The 13,367-nt window shown below is 55.9% G+C and carries 9 protein-coding genes and 1 pseudogene; 8 read left to right on the top strand and 2 right to left on the bottom strand.

Features of this window, described 5'->3' with window-relative positions; translation table 11 throughout:
• Positions 1 to 78: 78 nt before the first annotated feature.
• The 6 genes from H5P30_RS06165 (at position 79) to H5P30_RS06140 (ending at position 7,450) form a co-directional block, all read left to right on the top strand.
• A complete protein-coding gene (locus H5P30_RS06165) occupies positions 79 to 1,344 on the top strand; it encodes an OmpP1/FadL family transporter (protein WP_185692075.1) in 1,266 nt (421 codons plus the stop codon).
• 193 nt (positions 1,345 to 1,537) lie between these two features.
• Positions 1,538 to 3,325, top strand: coding sequence for an SLC5/6 family protein (locus tag H5P30_RS06160; RefSeq protein WP_185692074.1), 1,788 nt, complete (start codon positions 1,538 to 1,540; stop codon positions 3,323 to 3,325).
• Positions 3,322 to 3,474, top strand: a complete 153-nt coding sequence (locus H5P30_RS06155) for a hypothetical protein (RefSeq protein ID WP_185692073.1) — start codon at positions 3,322 to 3,324, stop codon at positions 3,472 to 3,474. The genes H5P30_RS06160 and H5P30_RS06155 overlap by 4 nt, the downstream gene beginning before the upstream one ends.
• A 97-nt stretch (positions 3,475 to 3,571) precedes the next feature.
• Positions 3,572 to 4,522: a transposase gene (locus tag H5P30_RS06150; protein WP_185692072.1), complete on the top strand. Its 951-nt coding sequence runs from the start codon at positions 3,572 to 3,574 to the stop codon at positions 4,520 to 4,522.
• Between the two features lie 121 nt (positions 4,523 to 4,643).
• Positions 4,644 to 5,591, top strand: a complete 948-nt coding sequence (locus H5P30_RS06145; protein WP_185692071.1) for a rhomboid family intramembrane serine protease — start codon at positions 4,644 to 4,646, stop codon at positions 5,589 to 5,591.
• A 149-nt stretch (positions 5,592 to 5,740) separates the two neighbouring features.
• A complete protein-coding gene (locus H5P30_RS06140) occupies positions 5,741 to 7,450 on the top strand; it encodes a hypothetical protein (RefSeq protein WP_185692070.1) in 1,710 nt (569 codons plus the stop codon).
• Positions 7,451 to 7,875: 425 nt separating this feature from the next.
• Here the strand turns inward: H5P30_RS06140 and H5P30_RS06135 are convergent, their stop codons facing one another.
• The gene (locus H5P30_RS06135) at positions 7,876 to 9,354 is read right to left on the bottom strand and encodes a TrkH family potassium uptake protein (RefSeq protein ID WP_185692069.1); all 1,479 of its coding nucleotides are present in this window, start codon (positions 9,352 to 9,354) and stop codon (positions 7,876 to 7,878) included.
• A 10-nt stretch (positions 9,355 to 9,364) separates the two neighbouring features.
• On the bottom strand, positions 9,365 to 10,726 hold the full coding sequence (trkA, locus tag H5P30_RS06130; protein ID WP_185692068.1) for a Trk system potassium transporter TrkA: 1,362 nt from the start codon (positions 10,724 to 10,726) through the stop codon (positions 9,365 to 9,367).
• A gap of 1,189 nt (positions 10,727 to 11,915) precedes the next feature.
• On the opposite strand from trkA, the gene H5P30_RS06125 reads away from it, so the two are divergent.
• Both H5P30_RS06125 and H5P30_RS06120 read left to right on the top strand, forming a co-directional pair.
• Positions 11,916 to 12,941: a glutamine synthetase beta-grasp domain-containing protein gene (locus H5P30_RS06125; RefSeq protein ID WP_185692067.1), complete on the top strand. Its 1,026-nt coding sequence runs from the start codon at positions 11,916 to 11,918 to the stop codon at positions 12,939 to 12,941.
• Between the two features lie 162 nt (positions 12,942 to 13,103).
• Positions 13,104 to 13,367, top strand: a pseudogene (locus H5P30_RS06120) (transposase family protein); the annotation flags it as partial.

Here is a 13,367-nt window from a genome sequence, read left to right as displayed (position 1 = left end):
ATTTTAACAGGCAGACGAGAAGAAAGAACCTTTACCGTGGACTGAAATTGTGGGTAAATCCCCCAAGCATTAGTTTTCATGTTCCGCCCCATTCAAAAACCCCTCCTTTTCCTTTTTCCCCTGTTGACCTCTTCCTTGGGAGCGGAGGGGTTTCGGAATGCCGCGCCAGGTGCCTATGCGCTCGGACAGTCTGGAGGACGGTTGGCATTCATCGACGACGCGACGGCAGTCACCGAGAATCCGGCGAATCTTGTTGATTTTGAAGACCGTGAGGTCCTCTTTGCCCCAGCCTTCGTACATATTTCCTATGAGGTTGACTACGACAATGGCATGACGGCGAAATCGGGTGAACCGCTGAAGTTTCTCCCCAATGCTTACGGGGTCGTACCTTTTGCGGACGGCAAATGGGCCTTCGGCTTGGGAGTTTCGGTTCCCTTTGGCTTGGCCGCGGACTGGGAACAGACGGGTGCTTTTGCGCCGGGAGGCCTCCTCCGCTACAGTGCCCCGTATTCCAGCGAATTGCTGACTGTCCGCATTAATCCGACGGTGGCCTATCGGGTCAATGAGAGTCTAGCGGTGGCGGGCGGATTGAATTTTATGTATTCCCGGCTTCGGCTAGAACAATATTTCCCTCCCGTGGCGTTTCAGGGGATTCCGCTCGTCTCGTCCGAGACCGTGGCCGAGGCCGATATGGATGGCTGGGGCTTGGGGGCCAATCTGGCAGTCACTTGGGATGTTACGGAAAAGGATCGGCTGGTCGCTACCTGGCGGTCTGAGATTCCGGTCGACTATTCTGGAGATGGCACCTTGGGCAACTTGACTCCTCAGGCCCAATCCCTCGGTTTTACGGAGAATGGCGAAGCGGGGACCAATATCACTTTTCCCCAGATTGTCGGCTTGGGCTATGGGCGCAAACTGACCGAGGCCCTGCAGGCTGAGATCCAGTTTGAGTGGGTCGGCTTTTCGTCTTTCGATGAACTCGATCTCGATTTTGGGCAGAATACCGCTCTCTTCGGGGGCAATAATGTAATCCCGGAGGACTGGAAGGATTCTTACACCCTGGGAATCAGTCTCCGCTACGACCTGCAGGACGGCATTCGGCTGCACGGAAGCTATCAATATTTCGAGAGCCCCATTCCCGACAGCACCCTCAGCACCACCATTCCCGATGCCGACCAAAACGCCTTCACCATTGGTATCACCAAGAGATGGGAAATGTGGTATCTCGGTCTGGGATATTCGTATGTGCTTTATGAGGACCGCACCACCGTCGCCAACGGAGTTTCCGGCGAAATGGAGAGCCAGCTTCATCTCTTTTCGATGAGCATCGGAGCGAGCTTTTAGAGCGAGCAGGACAGTTTCCCAAATCCGAGAAGGAGATTGCGGAATTCAATCCGCCTCTAGTCCCACAGGCAGCCTGCCCTTGATTATTTGATGAGCAGCAAAACCATCTCATCATTGCTCCTGCTTCCCGGTTGGATTCTCCCCACACCTAAAACCTTGTTTGTCGAGGCAGCTTTCCTGTAGTTTTCACCTCATGGCGTCGCAGAACGAAACATGGTCTTCTCGGATGGGAGTCATCCTCGCAGTGGCCGGGAGTGCCGTGGGCCTGGGGAATTTTCTTCGGTTCCCGGGGCAGGTCGCGCAGTATGGGGGCGGATCTTTCATGATCGCCTATTTCATCGCCTTCCTTCTCATCGGCTTGCCCGTTTGCTGGATCGAGTGGACGATGGGGAGAGCTGGAGGGCGATACGGGTTCAACAGTGCGCCCGGGATCTTCGGGGCGATCTGCAACTCGATGGGCGCCCGGTTTGTCGGGGTGATCGCCTTTGTTGTTCCGGTCTGCATTTACATGTATTACGTAGTGATCGAGGCCTGGTGCTTGGCCTATGCGGTCAACTATCTGAGGGGCGTAATGGGCTTTGAGAAGTCGTCGGAAGCGACCGCCTTCTTTGGCAGCCTCGTCGGGATCTCCGAAAACGGGTCGGCGGTTCACTTCGACGTGCAGCATGTCGGGATCTATTTCGTCGCCGTTTTTGCTCTCAATTTCTTCCTCATCTATCGGGGAATTTCGAAAGGGATCGAATTCTTTTGTAAGTTTGCCATGCCGACGCTGGTCCTGATTGCGCTCGTAATTCTGGTCCGCGTCCTGACCCTCGGCACCCCCGATCCTTCAATGCCGGACCGCAACGTGGACACCGGGCTGGGATTTATGTGGAATCCCACGAAGAATTATTTGGTCGAGCGCGCGGTTGGCCCCGACGGAAAGCCGCTGCAAGGTCAGGAAGACGATTATTCATGGAATCATGGCACGCATCAGGAAGTGGTTGAGGCGAAAAACATTGAGGCGGCGAAAGCCAAGGCGGCCGCCAATCCGGAGAAATATCGATTCGAAGAAAAGGGGATACTCGCTCAGTTGGGTGATTTCGATCTTTGGTTAGCGGCGGCCGGCCAGATTTTCTTCTCTCTCTCGGTCGGTTTCGGAGTAATCATTACCTACTCCAGTTATTTAGGAAGGCGCGACGACGTCGTTCTCAGTTCCCTGGCGGCGTCGAGTGCGAACGAATTTTGCGAGGTGGGCATTGGCGGATTGATCAGCATCCCCGCGGGGGTCGCTTTCTTCGGAGTCGCAGGACTTGCCTCAATGGGGCTAAGTACCTTCGGAGTCGGGTTCACCGTTCTCCCCATGGTCTTTGCGGAAATGCCATTAGGCCAATTCTTCGGCTTCGCCTTTTTCTTTCTCCTCTTCCTAGCTGCGGTAACCAGTTCCCTCTCCATGCTTCAGCCGGGGATCGCCTATCTTGAGGACGCCTTCCTGATCAACCGCCGCCGTTCGGTCCTGATTCTGGGAGTAGTGACCGGAATCGGAGGTTTCCTAGTCATCTACTACAGCGCGAACCTGAAGCTCTTGGATACCTTGGACTTCTGGGTGACCAATCTTCTCATGGTCCTCTTAGCTTTAGCCCAAGTCATCCTTTTCGGTTGGGTGATCGGGGGGAAGAAGGGTTTGAAGGAGGCCCAATTGGGTTCAGCCATCCGCATCCCTCCCGTTTATGGTTTCATCATCAAATACATAACCCCAGCCTTCCTCCTCCTGACCTTACTCGGATGGTTCTACAAAAGCGTCTTAGGCCAAGCCTTTGGCGACGACCAACCCAAAGTGAGCGACAAAATCAAAGACCTCTTCATCGATCCCAATCCGATCGCCTGGACCGGCGTAGGAATGATCCTAATCCTTCTAATCGCAGCCATCCTCATGGTTCCATCAAAGCGAAAGATTCAGGCAAACATTAATCAAACCAAGAAAATGGGGGATAGTCTATGAGCCCAGGCGGTTGGATCGTATTACTCGCATCAGTGGGAGGCGTAACAGCTCTCTTCATCTGGTGCATCTGGAAAGTTTTGACCACCAAAGGAGAAACCGAACACATGCACGGTTTCGAGGTCGAACCTTCCGACGTAGAGAAACAATAAATCCTTCCTCTGATTCACATTGAGGCTGAGATATCACAATTTAATAAACCAGGTTTAAAAGTTTGATCTCCATTTGAAAGTCTGCTCTACTGGGACCATGAGAAGAAAACGGATGCGCCTCGATGGACAGACAGCTTACTATCATGTGATGAGTCGGACAGTGAATGGGGAGGCTCTCTTTGGGGATCGTGAGAGGGAGGTATTGCGGAAGATGATCTGGCAGGTGGCTGATTTCTCGGGGATTCGGGTGGTTACTTATGCGGTGATGAAGAACCACTTCCATATCCTGGTGGAGGTGCCGGCGGAGGTTCATATTTCGGATGAGGAGTTGGTTCGTCGGTATCGTCGGCTTTATCCGAAGCCTACGCCTTGGAATCCCATGCCGGCGGAGGTTTTAGAGGAGCATCTTCGGGAGAATACTTCGGAAGGGAGGGATTTGCGGAAGAGCCTTTTGCGTCGGATGGGGGATGTTTCCTGGATGATGAAGACTCTGAAACAGCGTTTTGCGATGTGGTTCAATCGATCACGGGATCGTTTTGGACCGCTTTGGTGTGAGCGGTTTAAGAGTGTCCTGGTGGAAGGGGACCGTTGGGCCCTGCGGACGGTGGCTGCCTATATTGATCTGAACGCAGTTCGGGCGGGTTTGGTGTCAGACCCTAAGGATTACCGGTTTTGTGGGTATGCCGAGGCGCTCGGTGGTGGCCGGATGGCTCGAGCCGGGCTTTCTGTGGTGGACAAGGATCTGGCTGGGTATCGGCAGACTTTGTATGGCGCCTGGGCTGGGGAGAAGGAGGAGAAGAAGTCGATCTCGCGGGAAGAAGCGGTTCGGGTTCTGGAAAAGGAGAAGGGGAAATTGCCTCTGTCTGTGGTTTTGCGGTGCCGGGTGCGGTACTTTACCGATGGGATGGTGCTGGGATCGGCCTCATTTGTGGAGGAGCAGGTGCAGGAAGATCCGGGGAAGCGTCCCAAGCGGGCGCATGCGATGAGTGGGGCTGACTGGGGTGGTTTGGCAGTTGGGACTGGGTTGCGCTCCAAGCTGTTTCGATAGGTTGGTGGGGGATGAGGGTGGCCTTCCTTGGCTGGCTAGCTCATGAAATCACGCCGCCTGTCTAAAGTTGGTGGTTTGCGTTGCCTCCTGATGGGTTCTTTTGTTTCCTTCCGAGGTTCACATGCTCTACGATCGTCCATACATGCGCCAGTCCGCGGGATTTCAACGGAACATTCCGATGTTCGGCTGGATCCTTATCGTCTTGGGAGTAGTATTCCTCTTGCAGAATATTCTCCAGCTATTCTTTGGCATGGATGGTCTTCTGAATGCTCGTGGTGGGGCCGTCGGAGGGTTGCTGCCGAACTGGTTCGCGTTGTCGGACGGGAATTTGGAGCACTTCAGGATATGGACCTTGCTCACCTATAGTTTGTTTCATGGGAGTTTGTTCCATCTCTTGGCCAATGGCTTGATCATCTTTTTTATTGGGCGAATGGTGGAAATTCGCCTGGGAGCTGAACTGCTTCTGAAACTTTATCTCTTCGCGGCAGTTTTGGGCGGAGTTGCTTGGGCCCTGGTGAATTGGGGCGGATCTGGTGGGCTCGTGATTGGGGCTTCTGCCGGAGCGTTGGGGCTTCTCATCTATTTTTGTCTGCGGAATCCGAATGAGCCGATTACTCTCCTTTTATTCTTTGTGATTCCGGTGACCGTTCTCCCTAAATGGATCGCTTGGGGAGTTCTCGGGCTGGAAACCTTTGGCCTGCTTTTCAGTGAGATTGGGAGTAGCCGTGAATTGTTGGGGGGGGCGAAGATTGCTCATTCGGCCCACTTGGGCGGGATGGCTGCCGCTTTTCTCTTCTTTCGCTATGAGAATTGGTTCCGGGCATTTTCTTTGCCGAAGGTTCGCCTGGGCAAACGTGAGGGCAAAGGATCCGTCAGTCCTCGATACAAGGTGAACGTGAGTGGGGCGGCGAAAACGAAGTCCACCCCAACCCGATCGACCAAGAAGAAGACAAACCTCCGGGAGGAGGTCGATCGCATCCTCGATAAGATCAATTCTTCCGGTTTTGGTTCGCTCAGTGAAGAAGAGAAAGAAACGCTGAACCGGGCGAAAGAGCTTCTTGGAAAGTAGCCAATAGTTCTCCTCGAGATTTTTGAATTTCGTTTCTCGCGCTTCACATCTGAACTCCACCCGACTCCGCTGATCGGGAGAGGGCTCAAAAATAACCTTCCCGTGCGGAAGGTAACGCTTCATAAGGGTTTTACGAAAAATTGGCCATTATGAATCTCTCGCTCTCGTTTCTTTTCCTTACACTTTTCCTTCTTTTTCCCTCTCTGAGCCTTCAGGCGCAGGAGGAATCCGCTGTTCCCGAGGCGCTGACCGAAGATTCGGAGGTCGGCTTGGAATCGCCTGCGCCTGAGGTCACTCAGGAGGAGCGACTGGTCAAATCGTTGCGGTCGCAGTTGGAGGCAATCCAAATCATGCAGGGCAATGTCGAGGACCTGAAGTCGAAGATGGATGCCGAGACCAATGAGGTCACCCGCGAAGAAATCCGGAAGAAACTCGACGAAAAGAATGTCGAGCTCAAGAAGCTCGTAATCGATTTCGAGGAAACTGCGGCCGGCGTGGATATCGGGCTCTTTGAGGATAAGCCCAAGGAAGAGTTTTCTTGGCAGAAGCAGCTCGGGGAGATCCTTCGCCCGATCATGGCTGAAATGGAGTCCGCGACTTCGCTCTCCCGAAAAATTGCAGACCTTCGCGATCAGAAGGAACAGTTCGAGGAGCGTTCCGCGGTCGCGGGCGAGGCTGCGGATCATATCGAGCAATGGATCGTAATGGCCCCGGAAAACGGGGTTTTGGCCGCTGCGCTCGAAGAGCAACTGGCGGCTTGGAGAGAGCGTGAACGTTTCGCCAGCAGCCGCGCCGAAGCTGCGTCGCTACAGCTGGAAAATCTCGAATCGCAGGATAAGGGGCTCTTGGAAGGGTCGACGACCTACATCCGCAAATTTATGAGCGAGCGGGGGTTGAACCTGGTCATCGGGATTGGGTCGGCTTTCGCCGTTTTCCTCTTGGTTCGGCTCATCCTTCGCGTCGTACGCCGCGTTCGCAAGACGGACAACCCGAAAAACTTTGGTAGCCGAGTCTTTGTCCTCGTGGCCAACTTGGTCAGCGTCATCGGAGCCGTCGCGGCAATGCTCATTGCCTTCAGTGCGACGGGGGACCTCTTCCTCTTTGGAATTGTGCTCCTCTTCCTCCTCGGAGTCGCTTGGGGCGGGATGAAGGTTTTGCCCCAATTTGTGGAATCTCTCAAGCTGATCCTCAACATTGGAATGGTCAAAGAGGGAGAGCGCCTGTTCTTCGATGACATCCCCTGGAATGTGGAATCCCTCGGATTCAGTTGCCGTCTGGTCAATGCCCGACTCGACAATGCCTTTCAAATTCTGCCCGTGCGCTATCTCGTGGGCCACCACTCACGGCCATGGTGCGAGGGGGAAAAAGAGTTTCCCTGTGCCCGAGGCGAGTGGGTTCAGCTGTCCGACGGACGTGTCGGGCAATCTCTCTATCAAAACCCGGGTCACGTTCTCCTCGAGGAGCTGGGCGGAGCTCGCGTGACCCTGCCCACCCCCGATTTTCTCGCCTTGTCCCCTCGAAATCTTTCCGAGACCACCTTTCGCGTCGAGACTCGTTTCGGGATTGATTACCGTCACCAAAAGGAGTGCACCACCACCGTCCCGGAGGCGATGACCCATGCCGTTCGTGAGGGCATTAGTAAGCTCGTTGGGGCGGAGGCCGTCAAAGGCGTCGAAGTGCAGTTCGCCGTCGCCGCGGCCAGTTCTCTCGACTACGAGGTGGAGGTCGACATCGCCGGATCCGCCGCCCAACAGTATGAAAAGGTGCAATACGCTCTCCAGCGCATCCTGGTCGATTGCTGCAACGAAAACGACTGGGAGATTCCCTTCCAGCAAGTCACTCTGCACAAAGCCGAATAGCTTCCGGGGTTTTCGGAAGACGCCCCGGAAGGGGGGCGGGAAACAGGCAAGCTGCCTGTTCTACTCTAAAGCGTACCACAGGCTGCGAGTGGGTAACCCTGAGCCTTTCGAAGGGCCTGTGTCTATATCCGACCAGAGATCCCTGTGATCCCCGCCCAATCCGTGAGCCATCCGGTAAAGCCAAAGTAGCGAGAGCTTCCAGCTCTCGACCCAATCCTCAAGACTTCAAGCAAAGCTTGGCCCCTCCAGTTCAATGGATAGCGAAATGAGTTCTCCAATTTTCGGTTCCCAGTTGGAGCATGAATCCCCGTCAATCACCCTTCACCCATGGAAACGAGTTCTTCTCAACTCCCCACCGTTGCAGCCTACTGACTAACCGAACACCGATCACCGATCACCGACCACAGTCCACCCACCGAAAGCCCTCAACTAAACCGTTTCCAGAGAGACGGCGCGAAGAGGACTAGGATCGCGTAGAACTCTAAACGTCCCATGATCATGAGGATGCCGAGATAGACTTTCGTATAGTCCTCGAGGGCGCCGAAATTTTCCAGCGGTCCCACTTCTCCCAACCCCGGGCCGATGTTGAAGAGGCAGGCCAGCACCGCGGAGAAAAGGCTGAGGGGATCCAGGTGCGGCTCGAAAATCGAGACCACGATGCAGCTGATCACGACCACGAAGAACGCCAAGACCAAAAAGGTCGAAATCTCGTGAATCTCGCTGGTCGACATTGTCCGCTTATTGACCCGCATCGGCCGGATGACGTGCGGGCGAAAGGCGCGCTCCAAGTGGAAGAGGATTGAGCGAAAGCCCACCACGAGCCGGATCACTTTCACCCCGCCCGCGGTCGATCCCGAGCATCCCCCGACGATCATCAGGCAGAGGAGGGTAATTTGAGCCGGGTAGGCCCAAGCCGCAAAATTCTGCGTCGCAAAACCCGTCGTGGTCATGATCGAGGTGACCTGAAAAATCGCCCCGCGAATGATACTGTGAGCACTTTCCCCGATCCCCGAAGCAAAGAGGATGAGGATGATGAACGAGGAGGCCGCCACCAGGATCCCGAGGTAGCTGACAAATTCCAAGTTGGCGAAAAACGTTTTCACCCCCTCGCGGCGCACCCCTCGCAGGATCAGGAGAAAGCTCATCCCGCAGAGGGTCATGAAGAGGATCGAGACCCATTCGGCCGCCGGACTGTTGAACCCCGCCATACTCTCGGTCAAGGTGCTGAATCCCCCGGTCGAGACGGTGGTAAACATGTGGCAGATCGAATCGAACCACCCCATCCCGGTGAGCCGATAGGAGACCGCGCAGAGAAGGGAGAGGATCAGATAGAGCAGCATGATCCGGAGAGCACCGGTCTGCATCCGCCCATCAAAAACATCCTCCGTATTCCCGGAATACTCCCGCGAGAAGAGGACCTTTGCCCCCGACCCAAGAAAGGAGAGGATCGCCACGAAGAAGACCACGACCCCGAGTCCCCCGATCCACTGCGTCAGGGATCGCCAGAACAGCAAAGCGTGGGGGAGGTTGGAAATGTCGCTGAACACCGAGGCCCCCGTCGTCGTGAAGCCCGAGGCACTCTCGAAAAATGCGGAGGCAAAAGAGAGATCCTCAACGGAGAAGTAGTAGGGGATGGCCCCGACCGTACTGGCCAGCAACCATCCGAGCCCGATCACGGCCAGCGCCTCCTTATGGAAGATCGTGGCCTTCCCCTTGCGTCCGAGGACCATGAAAATGATCGCCAGTAGGAAGGAAATCCCCGCCCCGAGTTCGAGGCCTCGCACCGCATAGGTGTCCCCGTCGTCGAAGGGAAAGGCGATCCCCACCAGAAAACTGGAGGTGAGCGCGAAGCCGATGGCCAAGTGGATCAGCGCCAGCAGCCGAAAAATGATCGCGTAATTCATTCCGTCGCGATCAGCCTTTGCGGGTGAGGAGGCGGATGACCTCCTGGCGGCTGCCTTCGTCCACCGCGAGCAGGACCCGGTCGCCTTTCTCGATCTTGTCCTGGGCCCCCGGCACGTTTGCCTCCACCCCGCGGAGGAGGGCTACGAGCAGGCAGCCCTCCGGCAGCTTCAGGTCCATCAATTTCTTGTCCACCGCCGCACTCTCGGGAGAGACCGCCACCTCGAGCAAACGCGTCGAGCGCACCGACATCGACGATAACTCCACCACCGATTCACGGTCGAGGTACCGCACCAACTCCTTCACCGAGGCCTGACGCGGGGAGACCACCGAGGCCACCCCCATCGAAACCCGCAGATCATCGAGCAAATCCTCATAGTCCGGCTTGTTGATCACCAACTGCACGTGGGCGGCTCCGAGTTTCGAAGCTTGCAGGCAAGTCATGATATTGTGCTCGTCCTCCTTCGTGCAGGCGACGAAGTAGTCGACGCTGTCGATCTGCTCCTCCTCGAGGAGCCGCCGCGAGGTCGCATCGCCATGGACCACCGTCAGACCGGGAAAACGGCTCGCCAGCTGTTCGCAGGCATGAGAATCGGGCTCGATCACCCGAACGCGAAAACGGGGATGCTTCAACAGCCGGATCAGCGAAATCGCGATCTCCGATCCCCCGTAGAGGACCACCCGCACCGTTCCCTCCGTCTCGCCCGGTTCCACTCTCCTGCGAAACTCCGACACCGCCTCCGGGTTGCCGAAAACCGTCAGCTGATCGCCAGCTGCGAGCGACGAATCGGCCCGGGCTACCATCGTCTCCCCATCCCGGGTCACCATGCCCACGCGCATCCGCGGGTTGATCTTCATTTCTCGCAGGGATTGGCCGATCAACTTACTACGGGGGGAGACCGCCATATTCTGCACCTCGATCTGACCCCGGGCAAAGTGCTCGATCGCCACCCGTCCCGGATGTCGGATTGCCTTCGCCAGCTCCACCGCGCAGAGCATTTCCGGGTTCAGGAAGAAATCCACGTCGAACAAGTCCTGATAGTCGACCCGGCTGTGGTCCAAGTAGGTCTGGTCATGAATCCGGGCCACCGTGAACAGATTCTTCCCCAGCTCCCGGGCCACCTTGCAGGCGACAAGATTGGTGCGGTCGTCGCTGGTCAGAGAGACAAAATTCCGGGCGCTCGCGATTCCCGCATCCTCCAGCATGCTGGCCGAGCTCCCGTTCCCGCACATCACCTTCACATCCTGCTCCGCGTCCACCCGACCCGCGCCCTCAGCGGACTTCTCAATCAGGGTCACACTGTGCCCCCTCCGGCTGAGGTTCTGGCTGATAAAACTGCCTACCTCGCCCGCTCCGACGATAATGGTCTTCATAATGCGCACCTTCTAGGGCCCGATCCCCAAGGAGACCAGCGGTTTTTTCACCACCCCTCGAGAGGATGCCCGCAAAACAGGCAAGCTGCCTGTTCGACTCTGAAGCGTACCACAGGCTGCGAGTCTGTGATTTAGGTATCCCCGAGGTCCCTGAAAATCCCAGCCCAATCCAATAGCCCGCCGGAAAACCAAAGTAGCGAGAGCTTCCGTGCTCTCGACCCAATCCTCAAGACTCCAAGCAAAGCTTGGCCCCGCGGCTCTTCCCAGAGCCGTCTAACCGACGCCCGTTCACCGTCCACAGAGCACTGATTTCCGACTCCTGTCCACGTCCGCGCCGCTCCCCCGCAAAACAGGCAGGCTGCCTGTTCGACTCTAAAACGTACCACAGGCTGCTAGCCTGTGATTTAGTTATCCCCCCGAGGTCTCTGAAAATCCCCAGCTCAATCCAATAGCCAGCTCGGAAAAGCAAAGTAGCGAGAGCTTCCAGCTCTCGACCTAATCCTCAAGACTCCAAGCAAAGCTTGGCCCCACGGCTCTTCCCAGAGCCGTCTAACCGACGCCCGTTCACCGTCCACAGAGCACTGATTTCCGACTCCTGTCCACGCTCGCGCCGCTCCCCCGCAAAACAGGCAGGCTGCCTGTTCGACTCTAAAACGTACCACAGGCTGCTAGCCTGTGATTTAGTTATCCCCTCGAGGTCTCTGAAAATCCCCAGCTCAATCCAATAGCCAGCTCGGAAAAGCAAAGTAGCGAGAGCTTCCAGCTCTCGACCTAATCCTCAAGACTCCAAGCAAAGCTTGGCCCCACGGTCAGAAAGGATTCGCAAAATAAGCCCTCCAGTTTCCGGTTCTCAGTCCCCGGTAGGAGCATAAATCCCCGAAAATCACCCTTAACCCAAGAGATGAGTTCTTCTCCATGCCCCAATCCACCGATTCCCGCCTACTGACAAACCGACCACCGACCACTGAATACCGACAACCGTCCCCTCGTTCACCGACCACCGATCACTGACCACCGACATCTGACCACCGTCTACCGCCTACCGCCCCCCGAATTCCATCCGCAAAATTACAATTTTGCTAAAATTTTGGCATGACCTCTGCTCTTAAATGAAACTCTACAGAGATTTCTCCTCGCTCGGAGGAGCTGTTTTCTCCATTACTCATCTGCACAGAACGAAATAAAGATTATGGCAAAGATAAAGTTGGAATACATCTGGCTCGACGGCTACACCCCCTCGGCGTACCTCCGGAGCAAGACGAAAATTGTGGACGGGGACGTAAGCTCCTTTTCCCTCGAAGACTGCGATGATTGGGGCTTCGACGGTAGCTCCACCAAGCAGGCCGAAGGCAGCAGCTCTGACTGCGTCCTGAAGCCCGTTGCGATCTACCCGGACGGTGCCCGCGAGAACGGCTTCCTCGTCATGTCGGAAGTCATGCTTCCCGACGGCACTCCGCACCCATCGAACGCCCGTGCGACGATCTCCGATGATCCGGGTCTCTGGGTCGGTCTCGAGCAGGAATACTTCCTTTACCAGGACGGTCGTCCTCTCGGTTGGCCGGAAAACGGTTTTCCGGAAGGCCAAGGCAAGTACTACACCGGTGTCGGTTACCGTTTCGTCGGCGACATCGCCCGCGAGATCGTTGAGAAGCACCTCGACCTCTGCATTTACGCTGGCATCAACCACGAAGGCATCAACGCTGAAGTGGCCAAGGGTCAGTGGGAATTCCAGGTCTTCGGCAAGGGTGCCTACAAGGCTTGCGACCAAATTCACGTCGCCCGCTACATCCTCCTCCGTCTCTGCGAAGGTTACGGCGTAGACGTCGAGTGGCATTGTAAGCCCATCTCCGGCGACTGGAATGGTTCCGGAATGCACTGCAACTTCTCCACCGACTACATGCGTGAAACTGGAGGCAAGGAGTACTTCATGAAGCTCATGGATGCTTTCGAGAAGTACAAGGACGAGCACATCGCTGCTTACGGTCCGGACAACCACCTCCGTCTCACCGGTCTCCACGAAACCCAGTCGATCGACAAGTTCAGCTGGGGCGTTGCTGACCGCGGTGCTTCCATCCGCGTTCCGCACAGCTTCGTGAAGAACGACTACAAGGGCTATCTCGAAGACCGCCGCCCGAACTCGGAAGGCGACCCTTACGCGATCGTCGGACGCGTCCAACAGACCGTCACCGAAGTCGAAGAAGAATTCAAGAAGTAGTACTTCTTCGAACCCTTTCACTTTCAGCCGCTTCCGGACCTCCGGAGGCGGCTTTTTTTAGGTTCATCGTCGATTGGCGGGAAAGAAGTAGCAAAGAAGCGGAATCGAAGTTAACTGATGTTGTAACTACACTAACATCAATCACTTCAAAACCGCTTCAACATGAAGTCTGTACTATGTTCCCTGTTTTGGGAAGGCTACACTTTGTATAAACACAAGCATCTGGGAAAAGGGCATTTGTTGTTCATCCTAGAGGCCCTAAACGATCCGGTCTGTGGAGGTTGTGGGCAGAGTTGCCGGAGGATTCACGACCAGTCGCTGCGCCGTATTAGCGACTGTGATCTGTTGGATCAGCGGTTAAGTCTGGAGTTGAGTGTCCGTCGGGTTCGCTGCGGGCGCTGCGGGACGAAGACCGAACGCATTGCG

It is taken from the genome of Puniceicoccus vermicola (genome assembly GCF_014230055.1).
Taxonomy (GTDB): Bacteria; Verrucomicrobiota; Verrucomicrobiia; order Opitutales; family Puniceicoccaceae; genus Puniceicoccus; species Puniceicoccus vermicola.
This window is presented reverse-complemented; position numbering and strand designations above follow the sequence as displayed.